Consider the following 25,481-nt stretch of genomic DNA (forward strand, 5'->3'; position numbering starts at 1 on the left):
GTAGAATAATTCTACCCTTTTTAAATTAATTCACTTATACGATATCTACAATAATTTTTTCGCTGTAAGTACCATCTGTTACCTCAATAATTGTTTGATCATTGACTTTTGAAGAAGATCCTAAAGTAACGACTCCATCTGCATTTACAGTTGCGACAGACGGAGATTTAGATGTCCAAGTTAAATCTTTGTTTTGTAGCAATACATTGCTATAGCCTGCCCCACGAATACCTAACACTGAAATTAGTTGTTTGTCTCCAGCGACTGTAGAATCTAGAACTACATGAGATGGGTTGGCAGCAAGTGCAGTAAACTGTACTTTATTCTCAGATAAATTACGCAATTTAATATAAGCGTAATTTCCTTTTTTATCGGCAAGTGAGCTACCAGCTAGTGAAGAAGAAGCAACACCCTCATGTGTCATTGAAATTTCTACAGCACCATTCGGTTTGAAGTTTGGTACTTCAATAATAACTTCCCCAGTTTTTCCATTGTTAGATCGAATATCTACGTTTAATTCCATACGAACTGCTTTAGGGAATGAGTCAGCTGAAATTTCAATTGTATCCATCATTTCCTGAACAGCGTAGATAACCTGGATTTCTTTACCAGCTAATGTAGGGACACTAATTTCCTTACCAGTTGGCATAAATTGTGTGAATGTACCGTTTAGTTGCTCCACATGTACCTTACCTAGAGGAGTTTCAGCTAATGTACCTTTACCAGTAGCATCAAGTAAAATAATTTCATCTGTATAATATTCAGCTAATCGATGATTGATTTCAGTACCATTTTGTAAAGCAATATAGGCAGTATCAAAAGCAGCATCTTCAATAGAGAACGTTAATTCTTTCTGATAGTTTAATTCGTACACCTTTTTAGAGCCTTTACCAGCATGAATGGCCTGTGTTTGAATAGCTTGAGTCATAGATGAGTTAAGTAATGTTTTACCATTTAAAATTAATTCATCTGTTAAACGATCAAATAAACGAACATTTGCTACTGAAGTTAAAAATTGATTTTGTTGTGACATATAAATTACCATCCTTTTAGTTTTAATTTTTTATTTAACTAGGTTCAAGCCCTAGTTTTTTCATTTGTTGATCAAATGCCGATTTTGTAATAATGACATCTTCGTTTTTCTTCGGTTCTTCAATAAAGCCTAACCAATGGGGGAGATCTTGGTCATTTTTAAATTCAATCATCCCAGAGTAGCGTGCGTTAAGAATGGCATCGCTACTTACCATATAGTCCATGCGTGATAATCCTTTATGGAATTGGTATAAAGTTAACTGTTCAATTTCATGATAGGGTAAACCAGATTTACAATGGTAGGCAATGATTTGTTGCTCTAAATCTGCTTGTCTTGTTTTTCTTTTCGCCATAAATGCACGTGCTTCTTGTATGGCTTTTTTTGTACCAGGATCAATAAAATCATCATCTAAGTCAATAAGATTTTGTTCACTAATAATGGTCTTGATTTTATCGAAATCTCGCTCATACAGAGTAATACCATCGATTTCCATAAAGACCATGCCTTTTTCATTCATCGCAATATGAATATTCTCGGTATTAAAAACTAAACGATATAATGAAATTAATTTCTCTACAATTTCATGCCCACCATCGTTTTGTGACACAGAAATTAAAAAGAGCAAGTAGGACATTCTAATTATTTCTGGTTGCTGAAAATCATTCTTAGGTAAAAGTAAACATTGCACGGCATCATAAAATTCATCTACATCCTTCATTTTTACAGGATAAATATTTAAACCTTTATAATTAAGAGGTTTCCCAAAAGCCCGTTTAGTGGTGATGTTCATGATCTATACCCTGTAGGTTGTTGTCCTGAGGGCATAATGTAACTCCAGCGATAACCAACGAAACCTTTTGGTAAATTGGTGATGGGCAGTCCACTATGGAATCTTAAATCCCCAAATTCTTCAATATCCTCTTGAAACAGCACTTCATTTAGCACTTCACCAAGCCAATCAATACGAAAATCAATATTATTGACAGAATCAGGTGTATAAATATCAAAAATATATTGCTGGGTGCTTGAGTAGGGATTATCCGTAAATTGATTGATGTTTTTTAGATAATTTTTTTGAGGCAACCGAGGTCCTGTATATAAACAAATTCTGCAAAAGTTTGTTTCTAGCGATAAATCATTAGATTTATCACCAATAACGATTAAATTATTAAGTATTTGTTCTTTCTCGGGTAATTGAGAGACATCCAATTTTGATTCGTCAAGTGGATCATCGAATGGATCTTTAGGTATGTAGTACAGCAAACGAAGAAGTTTTTCATTATTGATTAATGAGTGATAAAATTCAGTTATGTTTTTTACAATTTTCATTCTCCTTTATCCTCAGCCTCCTAAAGAAGAGTGTCACTTTGAAGGTTTCTTCATTAAAAATTTGTTAGATCCATTTATACAACCAATAGGCATCACCTTCTTTCATTTAATGATAAGGATTCATACTAATCTAGTGAAACTGCATCTCAAAATTAAAAGTTACACTATTATGAAGATGAAACCTTCATGATAGGTCTGTAAAAGGGAGCCATACAGACCTATTAGAAAATTTCATTTTTAATATGTATTTTAAATTAATTCACTCATTGGGTGGATTCTTCGTCTAATTCCTCAATGCCGAGTGTAAGAGCTTCAAAATAGGAGGTATTTGAAAATGTATTATGTCTGTGAGAGCCTTTTTTTATTTCTTTCTGTTTATAGTGGGAGAGTACATAATTATCTTGTAATTGATGTGGTGTACTTTGATTTTTAAGTAATTTTGCTAATTCTCTCCGTCTTTTATTTCGCCTTTTAGCTTCCTTAATATACTTTAAGCTTTCTTCTTCTAATAATAGCTCTTCCCTAGTAAAATATCCCTTGGTCATATAATACCCAAGCATATCTAATAATACGATTGTATGATGAGCTTGCGAGGTAATATGTAAATAGATCTCTAAAGATATTTCTTCACCACCATAAACAATTCTCTCATTTTCTAAAATGGATTGTATGTATAACACTCGTTCTTCTATCGGAAGCTCTAAATTTAATTCAATTATCGTATGTGGTAATTGTATTTTCATATTAATTCTCCTTCTACTTATTATGGTGACTGGTGTAGGGGATAATCCAATTTTTTCGCCCAAACATCTAATGCCTTTACTTTTTACATTTTTTACATTGGGAATGGAATAAATCTTTACTGCTATTATTCAAACTAAAAAATTCATCTGTAGCAGGAAGAAACTCACGACATTTACTACATATTTTTGTTTTTAATCTTAATTTATTTATATAAGTTACTTTTCGCCATTGTCTATCATTCTCTTGCTTAATTTTTAGACAGATTGTGTTAAATCTACTTCCAATAGTTTTGACAGGAATTCCTAAAATTTTTGCGATAGTATAATTGGAATAATCTTTAGTAATATAGGAAAGTAGTTTAATTTGCTCTTCATTCAATGATTTTTTAATTAATTCATCTAAATCTGCAAATAGACTGATAACATCTGTGTTCATTTTTAAAGAATTTGTTGCACAAGCACCTTGATTAAAATTTGTATCATCAATCGATCCTCTAAAAGTTAATAACTCTTTTATAACTGTTATATCAGATAATACTAACTGATTATATTTCGTATCCTTACTAGTTTGAAAAGCCATTCCAAATCCATCTCCTTTTATTTTTCCATATTTATGCTTTTATATTATAATCTTATTAATAAATAAATCAATATTTTAAATTAATTAATTTATTAAAAGGGGTTTAACAGGTTCTTGGTAATGATAATATAATTGGATTAATTAATTTAAAAATATTATAATTGAAATTATTATGTGTTACTATTAAAGTAAATTTATATAATTGGAAAAAAGAGGAGGAAAGAGGATTGAAGGTTGGGAAAACTAAAGAGTTATTAATAGATGAGATTAAAACTAAAATTCCTTTGTTGGTTCAAAGCAATTTAAAATTAGATGAAATTTCCGCACAACTACATAAACATCAAATAAGTATTGGTAATATTCTTGAATTAATTAATGATGAGAGTAGGCTATATGAAGCAAATTTGCAAGAACTTTTATTACTGGGAGAACAGCTTTATATAAAATTTAATGATGCTGATGATGATTGGATAAAGGAATGGCTTAATGCATCAGAGATTAAAGAGTTGAGGTTGTACATAAAGGAATCACCATATGAAGAAGTAATTACATTGCCATATACTTTTGAGAATGCTGTTAAAACCGGTCACAATGAGTATGTCGCAGTAATTCCTAATGCAATTATTGGTAAGCTTTGGATGAGTGGTATTACGATGTATAATCCAAATATTCAAAGGCAGGCAAAAAAGAAAAAGATAAAAAATGGAATTATAGAGGTTATGAACCTAAATCCAAAGTCTTTGCGAGATATTGAAAAACAAGCATTAGAAGGAGATTTAATAACCTCTACTTTGCGCTATAATGCTAAAGTTGGCTCTGGTGAAAATGGAATTGAATTTATTTATGACGATCGTGAGAAATCCCTTACCTTATTGGAGGGATCGTCATTAGATGTTTTAGATGGAGCACATCGAACATTTTCTATTTATAATGCTTATATGAAGAAAGTCAATTTAGAAGGTGCTATGATTGTTATTTTTTCAAATATGACGGAAGCTCAATGTAAACGAGTTCAGGTAGATATGGCCAAAGCAAATCCTATACCAAAACCACGTCTACAAGAATTAGCTAAAGATAAATTATCCGATGAAGTAGTCATTGAATTAAAAGCTGAGGGAGAGTTAAAGGGGAGAATTACATCGAACTCCAACGTAAAATATTCTTATGGTGAAGTAGTCACTTTTTCTGAATTATCAAATGCGATTGATAATAGTTTTTCGATAGAAAATCGCTTAGAAGTTATTAATATAGCCAAAATCATTAATGAATATATGATGTACCTCTTTGCGCACCATAAGGCAAACTTAATGGATAAACATTCATTAATGTTTAAAAGTAGAATGTTTATAGGACACATTGAATTGGCTGCTAAAATGTATGAGTATAGTATTCCATTTGAAAATTTAAAAATGAACTTAGACAAAATAGATTTCTCCATTACTAATACTTTGTGGGAAGAAGTTGGAATTCTTAAATATGGTAATATCAGCTCTCGTAATAGAATGAAAATCCAAAAAATATTTCAGCAAATAATTTTAGAATGAGGTGTAAAAGGTGCTTAAAGAAAACGTATTAAATAAAGATATTAAGGAATGGTATCTAAAGTCGTTAGATATACAAGATAACAGTCTTACAACTTATTTATCACTATTTAATAAGGCAACAATACTTGAAAATCAAAAAAATAAAGATATCTTTGATATGAATAAAGTAGAGTTGGAAGAGCTGTTTTATAGTTTGAAGTCGCCTAGCCCGCAGTCTATTAGTGCATCTATCGGTTTTCTTGGAAGATATATAGATTGGGCGATCATGAACGGCTATACAAATAACCGATCGCAGAGACTACCAAGTATTATTGATATGGAGTACTGTAGTAGGTTTGTTTATAAAGCATCTATTGTACGTTATACAAGAGAACAATTATTAACATATATGCAGTTATTTGAAGATCAAAGACATGCAGTATTTTTACTATGTTTATTTGAAGGAATAAAAGGTGAAGGCTATAGCGAGATCTTGAATTTAAAGATGGAAGATTTAAAAGATGACAACGGTGTCTTTCTGGCTAAATTGACGAATAGCAAGGGATATAATCGACTTATTGAAATATCCGAGGAATTATATTGGCGGTTAGACAGGTTAGATAAAATATCTTCAACAAGTTTACAGCCAAAGCAAGGCCAAAAATATTTTTCAGATAGTACGTATATTTTTAAAAAGGCGAATGCAAAAGGAGAAGATATTCAGCTTAGGGCATCCTTTGGAAATAGAGCATTAGATTTAGCAAAATCAATCTTTGACAATAGCAATTTAATCGCTAGTACCATTCAAGTATCAGGGATGATGTGGTATATATGGGAATTGCTTAAGCATCAAGAAGAGAAGATACTAAATAAAGAAATTTTAGAGAAAGTTGCAAGTAAATATGATACTGGATATGTAAATAAAGATAGTAATTATGTTAGTTATTCTATCCTACAGCATAAACTGGATTTTGATTTTATTAAAACTAACTATGGTTTGATCAATATAGGATTATAGAACTGGTGTATACCAGTTTTTTTATTTGCCGAAAAATACTAATAGATTTAAATTTGTAAATATTCTCTAGTAAATCGCTTGAAAACGAACGTCTGTTCGTGTTAATATAAAAACAATATAATTGGTTTAATCTATAAGGAGCGATTTACATGAATGATAAGGAGACAACAGCAGTATTGGAGCTTGTTATTTATAAAGATAGTGATATTTCTTTAGAGTTAATGAATAATTTCTATGGCAGTATTTCCAATGTAATTTTAAACGACGAAGGGGGAAATACATTGATTTGTGAATGTATGGATAGCTCGCTTTCTAGTTTAATTCTAATGGATAAATGGAATGATGATGAGGAAGAGCTCATAAAGGCAATGGGTGATACTAAATTTATTTATAAAAAATCCAAGGCTATAGATATCCATTATGATAGTTTAGTCCAGTTGGATGATCATAAAGATAATATTTTTTCTGTTGTTGAGTTCCAAAATATTGTTTATTTATATAATGGGTACCAAAGAAAATCCATTATCGATAACAATATTACATGTCTAAATAGTCTTAAAGAATATTTAAATACTAACTATCCAAAACATAAAATTTTAGAAAGAATGAATTAAGTTGGGTCATTGTTAGTTATTCATAAATAGATTAATTAATGTGAAAAAATGAGGTGTTTTAATGGAGAAGTTTTTAGTTAAAGAGTTCGCATCCGAAATAGTTGAACAATCGAAAGGCAGAATAAGTACGATAGATGCAGAAGCATTGGCGATTGTTTATATAGCAAAAATGAAATCTATCCATCCACCCTATAGCTTAAGAAAAATCCTTCAAAAAGGGGTACACAACCTTTAGTACATATTTATATCTCATAAAAGGAGGCCTACATATGAATGCAATTAATAAAGATGAAACAGAAGGTACACTAGATACTAATTTTATAGAAGTTCTGTATATGCTTAATCAAGGCAGGGGGATTGAAGATGAACAAAATTTTAGGGAATGTTTGAATAAATGTATAAAACTTCAAGTAGGTTTATTAAATTCTATTAAACTTGTTGAACGGACATATTTTGAATTACATAATAAAAATGAGCTTACTCATTTAGCATTAAATGCAGAGTCCAACACTTAATTGCTGTTACAACTAGTGAATTGTATTCATTTAATGAAGGGAATGAGTTAAATGAACATAGTAAAAAACGATAGAACAATTGCTTTAAAGGTTGATAGCTATGCAATGGCATTAGGTTATCAAGAAATGGGCGAACTAAATCTACTTATTTCAATGGAGATGGATCATTTAGAGTGGGAGGCGCATAAAATTATAGAAGGTTTATTAAAAAGGGTAAATGAATACATATAGGAAAGCTAGAGGAATAAAATTGGCGTTTTCAATAACTCTGAAAAACCAATCGTTACTTAACATACAATACAACTTGATTTTTACATAATGTGTTGGAGCATAGTCCATGTATGCTCCTTTTTTAATTGAAAAATTAAGAAAATTTTTGAAACTTTTCCTGAGTGACATCCGTATAGTAGGTAATATGATGAAAAGGGGTGAGCAACTTGACGCTATTTGGCTATTCACTCGAGCAAATCTTTTTGGTGGTTTTGATTTTTGCTGGTCTTGCCACAATACTAGTTATGTTTTTTGGTGATGCAGTCGAAGGTATTGGGGAAGGACTGCCCATTTTTAATCCGAGTGTCATTCTTTCTTTCATTACGTTGATGTCTGCAGCAGGATTTATTTTAGAAAAACTAGCCTGGTTGTCTAGCGTTTGGAACATTATTGCTGCATGTATCATCGGTGCTATTTTAAGTACTTTATTTTATTTATTTATTCTCGTTCCACTACGGTCAGCGGATGTTTCATTGGCTTATACGGAAGAATCACTAGGTGGGCAATTGGGCAAAGTCATTGTACCAATTCCTGTAGATGGGTTTGGAGAAGTTGTTATCGAAACAACAAGTGGTATGATTTCGAAACGGGCAACAGGTTACGATAATGAAGCCATTGACTATGATGAAACAGTCCTTATCGTGGACGTGAAGGAAGGTACACTTTTTGTTAGAGCATATGAGAAAAAATTTGTCTAAAGGGGAGATATGTCTATGTCTTTGTCAATCGATATTCTAATTGTTTTAGGAATTGTAGCATTTGTATTAATTGCACTAGTAGGTTTATATGTAACAAAATATAAAACAGCAGGTCCGGATGAAGCACTGATTGTGACGGGTAGCTATCTCGGCTCTAAAAATGTACATAAAGATGAGTCGGGCAATCGCATAAAAATTATTCGCGGTGGCGGTACATTTGTATTCCCTATTTTCCAGCAAGCAAAGCCATTAAGTTTACTATCTAGCAAATTAGAAGTAACAACGCCTGAAGTGTATACGGAGCAAGGTGTTCCTGTCATGGCTGATGGTACAGCCATTATTAAAATTGGTGGTTCTATTTCAGAAGTTGCGACTGCAGCAGAGCAGTTTTTAGGAAAGCAAAAGGCAGAGCGTGAAGGGGAAGCACGTGAAGTGTTAGAAGGTCATTTACGTTCAATTTTAGGCTCCATGACGGTTGAGGAAATTTATAAAAACCGTGATAAATTCTCACAGGAGGTTCAACGTGTTGCTTCACAGGATTTAGCTAAAATGGGTCTTATCATTGTTTCCTTTACGATCAAGGATGTACGTGATAAAAATGGTTATTTAGATTCACTCGGTAAACCGAGAATTGCACAGGTAAAACGAGATGCTGATATTGCAACAGCGGATGCGGAAAAAGAAACACGTATTAAACGTGCAGAAGCATCGAAGGAAGCGCAAAAGGCAGAGCTAGAGCGTGCGACAGAAATTGCGGAAGCGGAAAAAGAAAATCAATTAAAGGTTGCTGAATTCCGCCGTGAGCAAGATATTGCCAAAGCGCGTGCTGACCAAGCCTATGAGCTCGAAACAGCTCGAGCTAAACAGGAAGTGACGGAGCAAGAAATGCAAATTCGCATTATTGAGCGTCAAAAGCAAATTGAATTAGAAGAGAAAGAGATTTTACGTCGTGAGAAGCAATATGATTCTGAGGTGAAGAAAAAGGCTGACGCTGATCGTTATGCGGTGGAACAAAATGCCGCAGCTGAAAAAATGCGAGAGCTTGCTCAAGCAGATGCAGAAAAATACCGTATCGAATCTTTAGCTAAAGCGGAAGCAGAAAAAATCAGATTAGATGGTCTTGCTAAAGCGGACGCAGAACGAGCACAAGGGGAGACAGAGGCAGATATTATTCGCCTTCGTGGTCTTGCGGAAGCTGAAGCTAAACGTAAAATTGCTGAAGCCTTTGAATATTATGGTCAAGCAGCTGTACTGGATATGGTTGTGCGTATGATGCCAGAATATGCAAAAGAGCTAGCGAGCCCACTTGGTAATATCGATAAGATTACTGTCGTTGATACTGGTGGTGGAGAAGGTAGTGGCGCCAATAAAGTAACGTCTTATGCTACTAATTTAATGTCTACACTACAAGAAACGTTAAAAGAAACTTCTGGTATTGATGTGAAGGAACTGATTGAAAGTTATGCTGGTAAGCATACATTGCGTCCGGAATTAGAGCAAATTGCTCTAGGGCTTGAAAAAAAACAAACAGCGGTTGAAGCTGAGGAAACGAAAGAAACAGTGGAACAACCATAAGTAAAAGCGACCTGATGATTCATGCATCAGGTCGCTTTGTTATTTTTGTTGCTGCCACTCACTTAGAAGCATGCCATATACAACATGATCTACATAATGATCATACAGCCATTCTGCTGCTCGGAGGGTGCCCTCTTTTATGAAGCCGAGGCGCTCAGGGATAGCGTTGCTTTTTTCATTGCCAACAGCCACTCGAATTTCTACTTTGTGAAGGTGTAATGTTTCAAAGGCATATTGTAAAAGAGCTTTTACAGTTTTGGTCATAATGCCATGCCCCTGTGCACCTTCACTAAGCCAGTAGCCAATCGTACCGATTTTATTAGTAGGATGAATAGTATTGAAGCCAGCGATGCCGACAATTTCATTTTTAAAGAGAATGACAAGAGAAAGGCTATTATTAGCTTCATGCCCCTTGATACAGCCTTCAATATAGGCGATTGTATCTGCTACTTCCTTTGTATAATCCAACCATGGTAGCCATTCCTTTAAATGCTTTCTTGAAGCATCGGTTAATGCAAAAACTGCCTCTGCATCCTCTAAGGTAATTGTACGTAAAGATAAATCATCGTTAATGTAAATTTCCATCTCATCACCTCATTATTATTTTAGGGCATCATGCATGAAGCCTTTCATCTCTCGGCTTAGCACTGTCAGCTCTTCGATAATTTCGCTAAAATCCTGTACGAGCTGTGCTTGCTCATTCGTTGCATCATTGATTTGACCCATATTTTGTTTTAAATTTTCAAGATTTCTATTAATATTTCGTAAGGAAGCTTCGATATTTTCGGTTGCGCTAGACGTCTCAAAGGACAATTTTCGAACCTCCTGTGCCACGATATTAAAGCCAGCACCATGTTGCCCAGCTCGAGCCGCCTCAATGGAAGCATTTAATCCAAGTAAATTGGTTTGGCGAGAAATACTTTTAATTAGATCAGTTACGTCATTTGTTTTTTCCGAATCCTCTAATGCATGTTGTGCCTGCTTATTAATTTCCTCACTCGTAGCCGCTAATTCCTCTGAATGTGAAGCGATTGTATGTACTTTATCTTGAAGATTGTTAACGATATTGTCCATTGTACTCATATAATCTTCGAGTTTTAGTTCATTATCAATAGGTAGTCCGAAAGCCAATGCTCCTACGACTTGACCGTTTTCACGAATGGGGAAAGAAAAAGCATTGATGGCTACACCGTATACATCCTTAGGAATGACCACATCTGCATTTTGTCCAGTAAAGGCAATGTAAACATTTTGATCATTGGCATTTACTTTTTGTCCATCCTGGTAGCCTGAATCCACACGTTTACCTGCTAAATATTTGATGACTGTTTCACTTTCCTTTTCAATGACAGCAACAATAGCTTCTTGTTTTAATGCTAGATGAATATAAGGTGCTGAAAGGGCTAAAGCTTCAATAATTTTCATAAAATTTCCTCCAAGTCTAGTCAATGAAAAATGGTTGGCTCATCTGTTTTCAATATGACAATGGTGCTAGATGATTACTTTTAATGTAGCACAATATTTGCCAAGTCAAAATAGCAAATTCTATTTTTATTCTTGTTGAAACTAGAAAATGTCTCTTTTTTTACTGTCAATGTAAATTAGTCATTTAGTGCCAAAAGATAGGGGAAGTTTGTCCATTTTTTGACGAAGAGGTGTGTTTTTTATGGAATATTGTATTAGAATAATAGATGTGTAGTAATGAAGGAGAGATTTTCATGGAATATATACAAAAGGGGACGAAGTCGTTTCATAAAGCTAATTGGGCTTTGTTTTTAGCAGGCTTAATTACGTTTGCAAATTTATATAGTACGCAACCATTATTGCCAACCTTCGCGGAAGTGTTCAAAGTATCACCAGCCGTTGCTAGTTTATCTCTTTCAGTAACGACCTTAGCTTTAGCGGTGAGTTTAGTCATTGTTGGATCATTATCAGAGGCATGGGGAAGGAAATCGTTAATGACCATTTCGATTTTTGCTGCTTCTATCTTTACACTTGCGCTAGCATTTTCTCCTAATTTTGAAACAATAATTGTGCTACGAGTATTGCAGGGTATTGTTTTTGCAGGATTACCTGCCATCGCTATGGCCTATTTGGGAGAGGAAATGGAGCCAGCAAGTTTAGGGGTTGCCATGGGCTTATATATTAGTGGAAATTCAGTAGGCGGTCTTAGTGGCCGAATAATTATCGGCACATTAACGGACCACTATAATTGGCATATCGGGATGTTTATACTAGGGGGAATTAGTTTACTTGTGAGTGTGGTGTTCGTCTGGATATTACCAGGCTCCAAACATTTCAGCCCCCGTCCCTTACAAATAAGGGCATTATCCAAAACTCTTTTTCAGCATTTGAAGGACCCTTCGATGCTTTGTCTATATGGAATTAGCTTTGTTTTAATGGGGAGCTTTGTCACTCTTTATAACTATATAGGCTTTAAATTAATGGCACCCCCCTATAATCTAAGCGCCACAATTGTTGGCTGGATATTTGTTATATACTTAGTCGGCACATTCAGCTCAGCGTGGTTTGGCAGTTTAGCTGACCGTTATGGGCGACAGCGCATGCTATTACTAGCGATTGCCATCATGTTTGCAGGCGCCATCATGACGCTTCATAGTTTTCTATCTTTAAAAATAATCGGGATCACCGTTTTTACCTTTGGCTTTTTTGCAGCTCATTCAATTGCTAGTGGCTGGGTAAGTAAACGGGCATCACATGATAAAGCACAAGCGTCCTCCCTCTATTTATTTTTTTATTACTTTGGCTCTAGTGTTGGAGGAACTGTAGGTGGGCTATTTTGGATGAAATACGGTTGGGTAGGTGTCATAGCAATGATTGCCTTATTTTTAATAATTGCTTGTGGCCTATCATTTTTATTAAAAACTATTATTACTAGACAAAGAATTACAACCACTTAATGATGTGAGGTGTTGTTTTGCTGGAATTAACGTTTTATTTTTTTATTATTTTTACCGCAGCCATTTTGCAAACAAGCACGGGATTCGGCTTCTCTATTATGGCTACACCATTTTTACTGTTGCTTTTCTCACCACCACAGGCGATGCAATTGAATATTATTTTATCCCTTGTTATTTCATTTTCGTTGCTATGGAAGGTTAAAAAAGATATTGAGTTCGCGTTGCTAAAAAAGATTATGATTGGGAGTATTGTAGGCGCACCTGTTGGTAGTCTTTTATTTGCCATCGTGGATGTCACTACATTCAAGCTGCTCATAGCAATTCTTTTAATTGGGTTAACAATTTTGCTGATAAAGAACCTTTCCATTCAACAAACAAATGGAAGAGATTATGGTGTTGGCTTTATATCAGGGATGTTTACAACAAGTATTGGGATGGCTGGACCGCCACTGCTCCTCTATTTTGCAAGCACACATAAAAAGAAAGAAACGATTAGGGCAACGTCATTAGCTTATTATATTTTTATTTATTTGATTAGCTTACTATCACAATTAACAATCGAAGGTACAAGTAAAACCGTTTGGCTCTATAGTTTATATGCCTTGCCGATTGTTTTGATTGGTCTGATAGTAGGACAACTATTATTTCGCAAGCTCAATCAGAAGCTATTTTTAACATTTATTTATGTACTATTAGTTGCCTCTGGTATTATGCTATTTATACAATCCATTTGGGCGATGCTATAAACGATAAAAAGGATGGAGAGGCTTAGTCTTCCATCCTTTCACACTGTAGACAAACTCTCACTGAATTTTGAGATTGCCTACAGTCTTTTTTCTTTTACCATGAAACGAAGTAAAGCTGCTTATTTCCACTACGGGCGGACACTTTCCGCGGGCGGAGTTGAGCTGCTTCCCTCGCTCTGCTCAGTCCAGGATCTCAACTTCCCGCTTTTCCCGCAGGAGTCGCCGCCTTTCGTTCCAATCAATTTTTTACATAAAGAACTCCCTTTCATATGTTATTAAAGTGTACTTTTGAGGTGATCAACCATGACAAAAAATCAAATCCATGAGCGTCAACAATTAGAAATGTTAACGATTGATCAATTTCAAAGTTTATTTAGCGAAAAAGCTAGAGGCTGTTATGTAATATTGGAAAACTATATGTGGAAGAGACCGAACATTAACGCCATTCTTAGCACTCCTATGAAATAAATCAAATCTATGTAAAGCTGAGCTTTTGCAGCCATGAATTTAATGAAATTGCCTTAAGAAAGATACTCCGTTCGAAGAGTGTTTTACACAAAGTTTCAAACATGAAAGTAGGAAGATAAATGAAAAAAGGATGGAAGAGACCTAGTCTTCCATCCTGCTTTATTAACCCATAATATTGTAGCCTGCGTCGATGTAAATAGTTTCTCCAGTGACACCACGTGATAGGTGAGAGAGCATAACAATTGTCATATCGGCTACTTCATCTTGTTGAACATTTCGTTTTAAAGGAGCTGTTTCCTCGATTTTGTGTAAAATTGTATTAAAGGAAGGGACACCTTTTGCAGCAAGCGTACGAATAGCACCGGCTGAAATAGCATTTACGCGAATATTGTTTTGACCAATATCAGCAGCAAGATAGCGCATAGAAGCTTCTAATGCAGCCTTTGCTACACCCATCACATTATAGCCATCAAGCACTCGTTCCGCACCTAAGTAACTCATTGTAACGATAGAGCCACCCTCTGTCATATACGGATGAGCTGCTTTGGCTGTTGAAATTAGAGAGTAGGCACTTGTATCTTGTGCAAAAGCATAGCCTTCACGTGTTGTTTCTAAGAAGCGGTTGTGTAAATCTTCAGCATGAGCAAATGCTACTGAGTGGACAATACCGTGAATAACGCCAACCTTTGAGCCAATTTCATCAAATGCTGCTTTTGTACTTTCATCACTATTAACGTCACATTGAACAACAAGGGAATCAGTTTGACCAATATTGTCTAATTGTTTTTGTAATTTTTTCAATGAGCGTTCTTGACGATAAGTGAAAATAACGTTTGCACCTACATCAAATAAACGTTTTGCAATGCCCCATGCGATACTACGATCATTCGCTACACCCATGACAACAATATTTTTATCTTTTAATTGTAATAAATTATCCATCATTATGAAGAACTCCTTTGTGAGATAATATCTGTTATTAGTACCAACTACTAAAATCTTATCATACATAAAAAACTGTTGCAATAGAGTAGCCGATTATCGGGCAAAAAAATTCATCTCTTCTATGTGAGAGACGAATTAAAAAGCAACCTAAAGAGCTATATAATCTTCATACATATCTACTGCTTGATAAACAGCACTATTGATAGTGATTCTAAAGCAATTTTGGCTACGAATGGTTTGGGCAAGAATTTTGATGGCTCTTGTTTGGTCTCTATGGAAAGGAGTGTTGTCCGTTTGAAACCCATCATCTAAATATGCAAGAAAATAAGGTTTATCTTCCTGCGAATTTAATAAATCTGCCTCAGTACTCTTTCCAACGGTCTTATAAACCCATAAATCAATGGCATTTCCTAATTGGAATGCAGCAAAATATTGTAAATCATCATTATTACAATGATTTATTTTTTGAATTATTTGAATTTTTTTGAGCTCTTCCAGCAAAAATGTATTGATAGAGTAGTATATGGCCTTAGAGGGATTGAGTATCAGTTCATCGGTATGCTGAGATTTTAAAAATACCCAATTATTTAAAACTATGGCCCATGAATCGAGTGTATTTAAACATTTAGCATAAACCTGTGGAAAAATCATTTGCCATTTTGCCGCAAGATTTTTAAATTGATCAATATGGTCTTGATCGATATGAAATAAACTATGCTCTACTTGTAACTGCTCAAACATCATCATCATTCCTCCAATAGATTGGTCCGTATAGAAAAGAGCTATATGATGGATTATCATGTTGCAAAAGGTAGCAAAATATTTCATTCAAAAGAAAAGGCACCCATTGAAGGATGCCTTTTGGGTATACATACAAATTAAAGGACTATTCGAATTTTAATGAGTCACCATCAAAAGTTTCATCTGCTACTTTGATAGAGTCAGTTGGACACCCTTCAAATGCGTCTTGCATATCCTCTAATAGATCTTCTGGCACTTCAGCAGTTCCCATGTTATCATCTAAAATAACGAAGGCAATACCTTCATCATCATAATCATAAATGTCTGGCGCTGCGGCTCCACATGCGCCACAAGCGATGCATGTATCTTTATCAACTATTGTGTATTTAGCCATTTTTTTCTCTCCTTTAACGATGTTCCTACAAAGCTTCATACTCATTTTAAAGATGTTTATCTTACATTTCAACTTAAATACTATTAAATTGGAGGAATTTGCGTCAATGTTTCATCAAATTCTATTGCAAATCTTTCAAAAACTCAATACGGAACGGACGATTTCGGCTGCCTACCATGTCCTGAGAGGAAAGCGTTCAGGTCAGACCATTCAAGACATTGGCCTTTTTCAATTGCATCAATATTTTGGCTTATTACCTAAACTACCACGGACTACCTTTGATGAGGCTGTAACGTTATTTATGCAATATAGTTGGTTAAAAGTGCAGGATTCTGGTCATTTTCACATGGAAAAGCTAGGTTTACAGAGAGCACAACAAACGCCAACATTTTTCTTTGATGGATGGCATTATCGAGGAAATGAGCATGTGTTTTTTGCACGTCTTTCATTAATTGTGCAAAGTTTGTCACATCAAACTGCAGATGTTCGTTCTTTTTCGCCCATCAGTAGAGATCCTGCGATTCAAACTTGGGTGCGATCCTTTTTGCAGGATCATCATTACCTACAAGGTCATTTACAACAACAATTATTAGACGAATGTACCAGTGCGCTAAAGAATCTTCCAGTTTCAGATGGTAGCAAACAGCTTGTCCTTTACCGTTTAAGTGGATATCGCTTACCTGGATGGACATGGCAACAGCTTGCCGATAAACGGAAGGAAACTGTGCTGGATAGTCAATTAGCTTTTATTGAAACACTACATATATTATTAAACGAAGTGCAACAAAGCAATGATTATCCAATGCTTAAACAAGTGGCACAAGGACTAAGAGTGAAAATATTGCTAACCGATTCTGCACAGCAAACAGCACAATTATATGAACAAGGATATTCAATTGAACAAATAGTGAAAATAAGAAAGCTGAAACAAAGTACTATTGAGGACCATTTTGTGGAATTAGCGATGTATGAACCGAACTTTTCTATTGGTCCATTCGTCTCATATAAGGAAGCTGAAAAAGTTTGGCAGGCATCGAAGCATTTTCAAACGAAAAAATTGAAAATCTTACATGAGGCTTTAAAGGAATTGAGTTATTTTCAATTAAGGCTTGTCCTTGCGAAGGGAGAAGTATAAATGGAACTAGAAGAACTATTGCATAAACATTTTGGTTACTCATCATTTCGACCAGGGCAAAGGGAAGTCATTGAAGCAATACTTCAAGAGAAAGATGTAATGGCCTTATTGCCCACAGGAATGGGAAAATCATTGTGCTATCAGCTCCCGGCCTACATTTTAGATAAACCTGTGCTTATCGTTTCTCCATTGCTTTCTTTAATGCAAGATCAGGTAGAGGAATTGAAACGTTTTGGAGAAAAGAGGGTTGTCGCCTTAAATTCCTTTTTATCTCTCACTGAAAAACGGTATGTATTACATTATTTAGAACAATATCGTTTTATTTTTACCTCTCCAGAGATGCTACTTCAACAGCAGGTGCAAGACAAATTAGCGCAAGTGAAATTAGGTTTAATCGTAGTGGACGAGGCTCATTGTATATCACAATGGGGTTATGATTTTCGACCAGATTATTTACGGATAGGTGAGTGGCTATCAAGGCACAATCGACCTCCACTGCTAGCACTATCCGCGACTGCAACAAGTAAGGTCATGCAAGATATTCGGGAAACATTATCGTTAAAGGAACCATTTGAATTTATGTATAATGTGGATCGGCCAAATATTCATTTAGGACGCATTGTTCTAGAGGATAAGGCAGATAAAGCGAGCTGGCTTATGCGACATGTCAAAGAAACTGCTGGCCCAGGAATACTGTATGTTTCCTCACGCAAACGAGCGCAACAATATAGTGAGGCATTTTTACAAGCGGGTATTCGTACTGCAGCCTATCATGCAGGCTATGGGGCGGAGGATCGCCAATTTATTCAGCAGCAGTTTATTGATGGCGAATTGGACTGGATAGTGGCAACAAACGCTTTTGGTATGGGGATTAATAAACAAGATATTCGTCAGGTCATTCATGAATCAATGCCTGCTAATATTGCAAATTATATGCAGGAAATTGGTCGAGCAGGTCGAGATGGTGAGTCTGCGCTTGCCATTTTACTCTATAGTGATGGTGATGAAGAGCTAGCGAAGTTCGTTGTTACGGGTGATCTTCCGAGTCCACAGTATGTTGATCGCTATGAGGAACTCATTTCCCAGCAGGTACTGCCAGCACAGATGTTAAAAAATGGGGAACTAGGTGAGACGGCATTTCGTGTGTTAGACTATTGGATGCAACAAGAAACGAAGGAGCAAGTAAAGGCTCGACTAAATCATTTAGCCCTAGAAAAATACCATGCAGTCGATGAAATGTTGAAGATTATACAGACAAAAGACTGTATTCGTGAACATCTTGTCGGGTATTTCGGGCAAAAATTGCAAAAAAAACCGGAAAACTGTTGTGAAAACTGTGGAATCCATTATGATGAAATCAAGAAAGAACGCTTAACAGCCGAGAAAAAAATAGAAATGATTTCGTGGGAACGTCGATTGCAGCAACTTTTACTGGGTAATTAGACTAAATCTGACGGTCATTTACTTTTTTCGTAAAATTCGTCATAATAGAATGACAGAAAGCGTAGTAAGGTTTGGGGGAAAGACGAATGAGTAAAGAAGATTATCGCGATAAAATAGAAGAACATCGACAATCATTTGAAGATGAGCAAAACGAACAGCAAACATTGTCGAGAGTTTCCAGAATGAATAAAAATGGAGATAAAAACAAAAAGCCAAAAAATCCGAAACGAAGAACACCGTTAATGACTATACTTTTTGTGATATTTATCCTTATCCCATTAACTATTCTTGTTTATTTTTGGAAGTTCTACGAACCAGGGAAATCAATAGAGCAAGCTGAGAAGGACTCAGCTGAACAGGTCGTCGAAATGGATTCTTCAGAGGCTTCCGCATCTGACAAAGACAAAAATAAAGACAAAGGCGATCAAGCTGATCAAAAATCAAACGAGCCATCTAAAGAAGATGCTGATAAAGTAACGGCAGATCAAAAAGAAGCTGAGGCAGCGAAAAAAGCACAAGAGGCAAAAAATGCTGAAGAAGCACGTAAAGCTGAAGAAGCAAGAATTGCTCAGCAACAGGCAGAGGCAGCGAAAAAGGCTGAAGAGGCTAAAAAGGCAGAAGAAGCGAAACAAAATGCTAAAGCAAGTACACACACTGTCAAAGCAAATGAGAACTTATTCCGTATTGCATTAAATCATTATGGTGATGGTAGTGAAGCGACTTTAGCTAAAATTCGTGCTGCTAATGGTATGTCTTCAAATACCGTTATGGTTGGGCAAGTAATTAAACTTCCTTAAATAAAAGCCATATAATGGTCATATAGTTTAGCAAGTATAAAATAAAGGACAAACGTTCACACCAAAACGTACGTCTGATTTAGCAAAAAGACGATTCTTCATAAGAAACGAATCGTCTTTTTGCTGTCGTAAGGAGAAGTGAGAGAATGCTTTATATAGGGCTATTGCTTATCATAGTGGTCATCTTTTTGCTTTATATGTGGAAGGTGGCGCATGAGAACAATGTTTTACATCACCAGCTATTATTAAAGGGAGAGCCGGAAAAGGTACGTTTATTTTTTATTTCAGATGTTCATTTGCGTAAAATTAATAAAAGAATGATTGCACAGCTAACAGAACACTTTGATGCGGTCATTATTGGTGGAGATTTAGCAGATAATCGCACACCCATTTCACGTATTCATGACAATTTACAATTATTAACCTCCATTGGACCAACTTATTTTGTATGGGGAAATAATGATAGAGAAGTGGGAGAAGATCGGCTGAAGAGTATTTTGCAGAAATATCATATTCAAATTATTGTCAATGATGCGGTGCTGTTACCTATGAAAAACCGCTTCTGGCTTAGTGCAATTGAGGATACAACGATTAAAGAATATAGCTTTGAAAAAGCCTTTAAAAAAGTTGGAGAGCGTGATCTAGTTGTTTTTATTGCGCATAATCCAGAGGTTTTTGCAAAAGTCCGGGCTAAGTACCGTGCTGATTTAATGATGGGAGGACATTTACATGGAGGGCAGATTCGATTTGGTCCATATGGTGTCCATCCTAATGGTTCTTATCGAGAGCGAGATGGTGTCATGACTTTAGTAAGCAATGGTTATGGTACTACATTATTGCCGATGAGACTTGGTGCCAAACCACAATGTCATATAATCGACATCGATATTTCAAGTAAATAAACAAACAAAACTTGCTAGAAGGCGTATAATATAAAGGAATCGTCTATTTTCATAATGGATGTAAGCAAGGAACAGCCACTAAAGCTGTCCAAATTCGATTGGAGTGTCAAGAAATGCAGCAAGCAGATGCCATTATTGTTGGAGGAGGCCCATGTGGTTTAGCAGCAGCAATAGCTTTGCAAAATATTGGATTAAACCCCATTGTCATTGAAAAGGGTAATATCGTCAATGCGATTTATCATTATCCTACACATCAAACTTTTTTTAGTACAAGTGAACGATTAGGAATTGGCGATGTACCATTTATTATTGAAGGACGTAAGCCCAAGCGGAATCAAGCGCTTGTATATTATCGAGAAGTTGTTCGATTAAAAAATATTCAAGTTAACCGCTTTGAAAAAGTGCAAAGTGTCGTGAAAAATAATGGTATGTTTACTGTTACTTCAGACAAGGATAAATATGAAACACCTCATGTCATTATTGCGACAGGCTATTATGATCATCCTAATTTTTTAAATATCACTGGTGAACAATTACCTAAAGTTTTCCATTACTTTAAAGAGGGGCATGAATTTTTTGATACGGATGTTCTTGTTATAGGAGGCAAAAATTCAGCTGTAGATGCAGCATTGGAATTAAATAAGGCAGGTGCTCGCGTAACGGTTGCCTATCGTGGAAGTGAATACTCTCCAAGTATTAAGCCATGGTTATTACCTGAATTTGAGGGGGTAGTCAAAACGGGAGAAGTTGACATGCATTTTAATACGAATGTGTTAGAGATTCGTGAGCATGAAGTGGTTTTAGAAATAGATGGCCAAGAAAAGGTGTTGCACAATGATTTTGTCTTTGCCATGACTGGCTATCATCCTGATCATTCCTTTATTAAAGCCATGGGTGTTGATATTGACGAAGAAACGGGCCGCCCTTATTTTACACCGGAAACGATGGAAACAAATGTCGAAGGTTTGTTTATCGCAGGCGTAATTGCTGCGGGGAATAATGCCAACGAAATTTTTATTGAAAACGGACGTTTCCATGGGGATTGTATCGCTCAAACTATTGCTCAAAGAAAAGGATAATGGTGAGGCTGTATAGGCGTGTAGCTTATACAGCCTTTTTAGTAAGGAGGAATAGGATTGATTGGTTTGTACTGGCTCTTCAGTTATTTAATAGGAAACTTCATGACAGCATTTTTCGTTGGAAAGATATATGGTGTCAATTTGCAGGAAGAACGCAGTAAAAATTTAGGTGCGCGCAATGCAGGAAGCGTCCTTGGCAAGAGGGCCTTTCTTCTGACATTTCTTGGCGATGCCTTGAAGGGTGTGCTCGTGGTAGGCTTAGGCCGTTTATGGTATTTAGAAGAATGGGTGATTGTTAGTGGTGCAGCCTGTGTGATTGCAGGTCATTTATATCCTTTCTGGCTAAAATATAAGGGAGGAAAGGGAGTAGCAACTTTTATTGGAGTTGGTCTCGCTTTATCACCAGGCTTGTTTTTATGGATGATTGCAGGTACTGGGGCCGTACTGATGTTAACAAGGAGCTTAACATTAGGCATGGTTGGTGGTTTTATTTTTTATGTTGGCGCCATCATTCAGGCTGGCCTATTAGTGCCCTACGCACTTTTGATGATGGCAATCGTGTGTATGCTCATAAGACATATGTCTAATATTAAGGAGTCATGGAAAAGAGGGAAGTAAAGAGATGTATTGGTGTAAAATAGCTCAAACAAATGAAGAGTATGAGGCGATTGCGCGATTGAATTATGAGACATTTGTGGAGGAAATACCACAGCATGAACCAAATACGCAAAGACTAAAGGTTGACCGATTCCATGAGCAAAATACATATATAGTGGTGTATAAAAAAACAGAATTAATTGGAATGGTAGCATTTAGAGATCAAAGACCCTTTTCAATTGATGAAAAAATTGGGAAGGTGGAGCAATTTTTACCGCAAGAGGTTTGTGACAAGATTTGTGAAATACGCTTACTTGCTGTGAAAAAAAATTATCGAACTGGGCGAGTCCTATTGAAGCTCACTCAAGCTTTAAATACATTTGCCTATGAAAAGTGCTATACGGCAGCCGTAATTTCGGGAACAACGCGTGAAGAAAAGCTCTATAAGCAAATGGGTTTTCAACAATTTGCTCCAGCTGTTGGAGTAACGGATGCCCAGTTTTTACCTATGGTGCTTACTAGAGATGTATTTGAACATGACCTACAACGTAGGCTTGCAAAAGATAACTATACTTTTTATCCTGGACCAGTTAAGCAATTAGAGACTATAGGATATACCAATTTATCGCATCGTTCGCTAAGTTTTAAGGCAATCTATGAACGAGTACAGCAAAAGTTACTACAATTAGCGAATACCAAGCATGTTGGAATAATCGTTGGAACTGGAACATTGGCCAATGAGGTGATGCTTGCTCAATTACAGGCACAGCAATTAGGGAAAGGTCTTATTCTAACAAATGGGGAATTTGGTGAGCGGTTGAGAAAACAAGCAGTCCGTTGGTCATTAGATTTTGATGTCGTTGAACAAGAATGGGGAACACTATTTGATTGCGAGAAAATAGCGTTATTATTAGAAACTAGAGCATATGAGTGGGTGTTGGTCGTGCATGGGGAAACCTCGACGGGGACTTGTAATAATTTAGATGGTCTTAGTCAATTGGCAAAGTGTTATAATGTGAAGCTATGTGTAGATAGCATCAGTACGTTCGGTGCTATGCCATTTTCGTTACAGGATTGTTATTTGGCTACTGCAGTGAGTGGGAAAGCAATTGGGGCAGTAAGTGGGCTCGCATTTGTATTTTCACAATACTTAGCACAATCCGCCACTACATTGCCTGCATACTTGGACTTAGCAAATTACCAGCAAGGTGCCATACCTTTTACGCTTCCAGCCGTATTGCTTGGTAATTTAGATGAGTCTTTACAAGCCTATCCTGTCCGCTATGAGCAGCTACAGCAACGTTTTGAGGCACTACTGCAGCTGCCCTATATGCACTTTCAATTACCAACAACTCGGTACCCAATGCTTATAACCATTCAACTGCCAAAGACACTTTCAAACCTACACATCGATTTAGCCTTAAATGGACTATTAGTTCATGGTGATAGCCCATATTTACGTCAAAGAGGATTTCTTCAGTTTGCTGTCATTCAGCCAGATTTCGACGATGCTCTTGTACGTCTTAATGAAATGCTGCACTACTATGAACAAATAATCGAGGCATAAGCAAGTGCTCAATATGAATACATTGACTTTACAGGAAAAAATCCTTTAAATTTAAAGGCTCTCCAGTTGTGTTAAGTCCAATTAATAATTTTAATCGTGCCTTTTGACCATTTATTCCCGTGGCAAATATCGCACCTAAGTCTTCCAGCATTTTACCGCCACCAATATATCCATAGACACCTTCTGCTATTCCATTAAAGCAGCGGGAAACGAGGACTACAGGAATATTTCGTTGGATCAGACTCTCAATGCCTTTAACAACAGAAGGTGGGACATTTCCTTGACCTAACCCTTCAAGCACAACCCCCTCATATTTACATGCGAGCACAACATCTAGTAAATCTTCTTCCATACCAGCATAAACTTTTAGCATGGCTACGCGTTTAGATAAATTATTAATGTCTACGTATTGACGACGAATTGGTGCATGATGGAACAAAATACGTGATTTTGTAATCAGCCCAATTGGTCCATATTGTGGGGATTGGAAGGTATTGACCGAACTTGTGCTCGTTTTCGTTGTATTGACGGCAAGATGTACCTCATCGTTCATCACAACGAGAACGCCTTTGTCGCGAGCTTCATCATCGACCGCTACCCGGATTGCCTCCATTAAATTATAAATACCATCTGCTCCAAGCTCATTGGATGAGCGCATCGCCCCTGTCAATACAATGGGAATGGCTAAATTTGTAGTCAGTTCTAAGAAATAGGCAGTTTCTTCTAATGTATCTGTACCATGTGTAATGACAACACCATCGATTTGCGTTGCTGTAGTTTGCTCCATAATCAAGTTGCGTAATTGAAGCATTTCTTTTGGCGTGATATGTGGAGAAGGTAGGTTAAAAGCTTCTATTTCAATAATGGTTGCTAATGAATTAAGTTTATTGCTCTCTTTCATGAGCGGATTTTCTTTATTGGGCATAACTGCTCCTTCAGCACTCATCGCCATGGAGATTGTGCCGCCAGTATGAATTAATAAAATTGTTTTTTTCATAAAAAATAAAATCTCCTTTTAAAAAGTTTTTTTGTCATTACATGGTATAATAATAGCAGTCTATTGTTGAAAGGAGCCGGCATCATGATCATTTTATTATCTGCTGCCATTGCTCCCGGTCTAGCGCTTTTTAGTTATTTCTATTTGCGCAATCAAATGGCTACGGAGCCAAGAAGAACTTTATTACAAACATTTTTATACGGTGCATTTTTAACGTTCCCGATTCTGTTTTTACAATATGTACTAACAGAGGAAGGGGTTTTTCGATATTTTTACCTTCAAGACGTTCTTTTCTCTAGTGTTGTTGAAGAATTTTTTAAATGGTTTGTGCTATTAATTGCCATCTACAATCATGTTGAATTTGATGATCCATATGACGGTATATTGTATGGGGCAAGTATATCACTTGGTTTTGCCACAATCGAGAACGTACTTTATTTATTATCCTTTGGCTTGGATACCGCATTTATGCGCGCCTTATTGCCTGTATCAAGTCATGCATTATTTGGCGTAGTCATGGGCTACTATTATGGACGTGCTAAGTTTTCAAAGTTTGCCAAGACGAAAGAAATGATTGCTATGGCGCTTTGTGCACCAGTGGTACTTCACATTCTATACAATACAATATTATCATTTAAAGGTCACTGGATTTATTTAATGATTCCTTTTATGCTGTTTTTATGGTGGTTTGGCCTACGAAAGGTGAAACTAGCGCATTATCATCTAGTACAACATTTGCATATGCATAAAAAAATTTAAAGCGTAGAAATCGTCAAGATTTCTACGCTTTATTCTTTTTTATCATGTATAAATTGCCTCTTTTGTTTCAAGCTATAAAAAAAAGGAGTGAT

Annotated in this window: 30 protein-coding genes; 19 read left to right on the top strand and 11 right to left on the bottom strand. The window is 36.0% G+C overall.

From position 1 onward, the window contains the following. Window positions 1-34: 34 nt before the first annotated feature. The 5 genes from MKY80_RS06730 to MKY80_RS06750 all read right to left on the bottom strand — a co-directional run bounded on the left by MKY80_RS06730 (window position 35) and on the right by MKY80_RS06750 (window position 3,685). The gene (locus MKY80_RS06730; RefSeq protein ID WP_089986618.1) at window positions 35-1,033 is read right to left on the bottom strand and encodes a hypothetical protein; all 999 of its coding nucleotides are present in this window, start codon (window positions 1,031-1,033) and stop codon (window positions 35-37) included. Window positions 1,034-1,067: 34 nt separating this feature from the next. Continuing rightward, window positions 1,068-1,823: a hypothetical protein gene (locus tag MKY80_RS06735; protein ID WP_342532383.1), complete on the bottom strand. Its 756-nt coding sequence runs from the start codon at window positions 1,821-1,823 to the stop codon at window positions 1,068-1,070. Beyond that, entirely contained in the window at window positions 1,820-2,362 is a 543-nt protein-coding gene (locus MKY80_RS06740) for a hypothetical protein (RefSeq protein WP_089986616.1), read from the bottom strand. The genes MKY80_RS06735 and MKY80_RS06740 overlap by 4 nt, the downstream gene beginning before the upstream one ends. A gap of 263 nt (window positions 2,363-2,625) precedes the next feature. After that, window positions 2,626-3,105 (bottom strand): hypothetical protein, encoded by a 480-nt coding sequence (locus MKY80_RS06745; protein WP_089986615.1) that lies wholly within the window; start codon window positions 3,103-3,105, stop codon window positions 2,626-2,628. Window positions 3,106-3,181: 76 nt separating this feature from the next. Further along, window positions 3,182-3,685, bottom strand: coding sequence for a sigma-70 family RNA polymerase sigma factor (locus tag MKY80_RS06750; RefSeq protein WP_089986614.1), 504 nt, complete (start codon window positions 3,683-3,685; stop codon window positions 3,182-3,184). Window positions 3,686-3,912: 227 nt separating this feature from the next. Between MKY80_RS06750 and MKY80_RS06755 the strand changes: the two genes are divergently transcribed. From MKY80_RS06755 to MKY80_RS06790, 8 genes are all read left to right on the top strand, one after another. Then, window positions 3,913-5,229: a hypothetical protein gene (locus MKY80_RS06755; RefSeq protein ID WP_342532384.1), complete on the top strand. Its 1,317-nt coding sequence runs from the start codon at window positions 3,913-3,915 to the stop codon at window positions 5,227-5,229. Between the two features lie 10 nt (window positions 5,230-5,239). Beyond that, complete coding sequence (locus MKY80_RS06760) at window positions 5,240-6,226, top strand: hypothetical protein (protein WP_089986612.1); 987 nt, start codon at window positions 5,240-5,242, stop codon at window positions 6,224-6,226. A 149-nt stretch (window positions 6,227-6,375) separates the two neighbouring features. Beyond that, entirely contained in the window at window positions 6,376-6,840 is a 465-nt protein-coding gene (locus MKY80_RS06765) for a hypothetical protein (RefSeq protein ID WP_089986611.1), read from the top strand. A 61-nt stretch (window positions 6,841-6,901) separates the two neighbouring features. Beyond that, a complete protein-coding gene (locus tag MKY80_RS06770; protein WP_170844153.1) occupies window positions 6,902-7,075 on the top strand; it encodes a hypothetical protein in 174 nt (57 codons plus the stop codon). Window positions 7,076-7,109: 34 nt separating this feature from the next. After that, window positions 7,110-7,355 carry a hypothetical protein gene (locus MKY80_RS06775; protein ID WP_089986610.1) on the top strand — a complete coding sequence of 82 codons (246 nt, stop codon included), beginning with the start codon at window positions 7,110-7,112 and terminating at the stop codon, window positions 7,353-7,355. A gap of 51 nt (window positions 7,356-7,406) precedes the next feature. Further along, on the top strand, window positions 7,407-7,586 hold the full coding sequence (locus MKY80_RS06780; protein WP_089986609.1) for a hypothetical protein: 180 nt from the start codon (window positions 7,407-7,409) through the stop codon (window positions 7,584-7,586). A 206-nt stretch (window positions 7,587-7,792) separates the two neighbouring features. Next, complete coding sequence (locus tag MKY80_RS06785) at window positions 7,793-8,323, top strand: hypothetical protein (RefSeq protein WP_089986608.1); 531 nt, start codon at window positions 7,793-7,795, stop codon at window positions 8,321-8,323. Window positions 8,324-8,338: 15 nt separating this feature from the next. Then, window positions 8,339-9,898 carry a flotillin family protein gene (locus tag MKY80_RS06790; RefSeq protein WP_008174299.1) on the top strand — a complete coding sequence of 520 codons (1,560 nt, stop codon included), beginning with the start codon at window positions 8,339-8,341 and terminating at the stop codon, window positions 9,896-9,898. Window positions 9,899-9,937: 39 nt separating this feature from the next. Here the strand turns inward: MKY80_RS06790 and MKY80_RS06795 are convergent, their stop codons facing one another. Together MKY80_RS06795 and MKY80_RS06800 are read right to left on the bottom strand one after the other, a co-directional pair. Further along, window positions 9,938-10,483 (bottom strand): GNAT family protein, encoded by a 546-nt coding sequence (locus MKY80_RS06795; protein ID WP_090001278.1) that lies wholly within the window; start codon window positions 10,481-10,483, stop codon window positions 9,938-9,940. A 15-nt stretch (window positions 10,484-10,498) separates the two neighbouring features. Next, window positions 10,499-11,323 (bottom strand): methyl-accepting chemotaxis protein, encoded by an 825-nt coding sequence (locus MKY80_RS06800; protein WP_025117432.1) that lies wholly within the window; start codon window positions 11,321-11,323, stop codon window positions 10,499-10,501. Window positions 11,324-11,616: 293 nt separating this feature from the next. On the opposite strand from MKY80_RS06800, the gene MKY80_RS06805 reads away from it, so the two are divergent. From MKY80_RS06805 to MKY80_RS06815, 3 genes are all read left to right on the top strand, one after another. Then, window positions 11,617-12,819, top strand: coding sequence for an MFS transporter (locus MKY80_RS06805; protein WP_342532385.1), 1,203 nt, complete (start codon window positions 11,617-11,619; stop codon window positions 12,817-12,819). Between the two features lie 20 nt (window positions 12,820-12,839). Next, window positions 12,840-13,565 carry a sulfite exporter TauE/SafE family protein gene (locus MKY80_RS06810; RefSeq protein ID WP_175445515.1) on the top strand — a complete coding sequence of 242 codons (726 nt, stop codon included), beginning with the start codon at window positions 12,840-12,842 and terminating at the stop codon, window positions 13,563-13,565. A gap of 303 nt (window positions 13,566-13,868) precedes the next feature. Further along, entirely contained in the window at window positions 13,869-14,033 is a 165-nt protein-coding gene (locus MKY80_RS06815; RefSeq protein ID WP_164908686.1) for a hypothetical protein, read from the top strand. A gap of 162 nt (window positions 14,034-14,195) precedes the next feature. Here MKY80_RS06815 and MKY80_RS06820 read toward each other — a convergent pair whose 3' ends face one another. From MKY80_RS06820 to MKY80_RS06830, 3 genes are all read right to left on the bottom strand, one after another. Continuing rightward, on the bottom strand, window positions 14,196-14,978 hold the full coding sequence (locus MKY80_RS06820; protein WP_008174288.1) for an SDR family oxidoreductase: 783 nt from the start codon (window positions 14,976-14,978) through the stop codon (window positions 14,196-14,198). 147 nt (window positions 14,979-15,125) lie between these two features. Beyond that, window positions 15,126-15,728, bottom strand: a complete 603-nt coding sequence (locus MKY80_RS06825; RefSeq protein ID WP_239354363.1) for a hypothetical protein — start codon at window positions 15,726-15,728, stop codon at window positions 15,126-15,128. 136 nt (window positions 15,729-15,864) lie between these two features. Continuing rightward, window positions 15,865-16,113: a ferredoxin gene (locus MKY80_RS06830; protein ID WP_004232564.1), complete on the bottom strand. Its 249-nt coding sequence runs from the start codon at window positions 16,111-16,113 to the stop codon at window positions 15,865-15,867. 106 nt (window positions 16,114-16,219) lie between these two features. Between MKY80_RS06830 and MKY80_RS06835 the strand changes: the two genes are divergently transcribed. The 7 genes from MKY80_RS06835 (at window position 16,220) to MKY80_RS06865 (ending at window position 23,633) form a co-directional block, all read left to right on the top strand. Continuing rightward, a complete protein-coding gene (locus tag MKY80_RS06835) occupies window positions 16,220-17,248 on the top strand; it encodes a helix-turn-helix domain-containing protein (RefSeq protein WP_096363936.1) in 1,029 nt (342 codons plus the stop codon). Next, window positions 17,249-18,691, top strand: coding sequence for an ATP-dependent DNA helicase RecQ (locus tag MKY80_RS06840; protein ID WP_342532386.1), 1,443 nt, complete (start codon window positions 17,249-17,251; stop codon window positions 18,689-18,691). Between the two features lie 86 nt (window positions 18,692-18,777). Further along, entirely contained in the window at window positions 18,778-19,488 is a 711-nt protein-coding gene (locus MKY80_RS06845; protein WP_008180442.1) for a LysM peptidoglycan-binding domain-containing protein, read from the top strand. 146 nt (window positions 19,489-19,634) lie between these two features. Then, entirely contained in the window at window positions 19,635-20,390 is a 756-nt protein-coding gene (locus MKY80_RS06850) for a metallophosphoesterase (protein ID WP_342532387.1), read from the top strand. Between the two features lie 113 nt (window positions 20,391-20,503). Further along, window positions 20,504-21,469: a YpdA family putative bacillithiol disulfide reductase gene (locus tag MKY80_RS06855; RefSeq protein ID WP_342532388.1), complete on the top strand. Its 966-nt coding sequence runs from the start codon at window positions 20,504-20,506 to the stop codon at window positions 21,467-21,469. Between the two features lie 57 nt (window positions 21,470-21,526). Then, the gene (locus MKY80_RS06860; protein ID WP_090001282.1) at window positions 21,527-22,087 is read left to right on the top strand and encodes a glycerol-3-phosphate acyltransferase; all 561 of its coding nucleotides are present in this window, start codon (window positions 21,527-21,529) and stop codon (window positions 22,085-22,087) included. Between the two features lie 4 nt (window positions 22,088-22,091). Then, complete coding sequence (locus MKY80_RS06865) at window positions 22,092-23,633, top strand: aminotransferase class V-fold PLP-dependent enzyme (RefSeq protein WP_342532389.1); 1,542 nt, start codon at window positions 22,092-22,094, stop codon at window positions 23,631-23,633. Window positions 23,634-23,661: 28 nt separating this feature from the next. On the opposite strand, the gene MKY80_RS06870 is transcribed toward MKY80_RS06865, so the two are convergent. Further along, window positions 23,662-24,630, bottom strand: a complete 969-nt coding sequence (locus tag MKY80_RS06870; protein WP_089986600.1) for an asparaginase — start codon at window positions 24,628-24,630, stop codon at window positions 23,662-23,664. 84 nt (window positions 24,631-24,714) lie between these two features. Here MKY80_RS06870 and prsW point away from each other — a divergent pair, with 84 nt between their 5' ends. Beyond that, window positions 24,715-25,389, top strand: coding sequence for a glutamic-type intramembrane protease PrsW (prsW, locus tag MKY80_RS06875; RefSeq protein WP_043990729.1), 675 nt, complete (start codon window positions 24,715-24,717; stop codon window positions 25,387-25,389). The last annotated feature ends 92 nt before the right edge of the window (window positions 25,390-25,481 follow it).

The organism is Lysinibacillus sp. FSL R5-0849 (assembly GCF_038595075.1).
GTDB lineage: Bacteria > Bacillota > Bacilli > Bacillales_A > Planococcaceae > Lysinibacillus > Lysinibacillus fusiformis.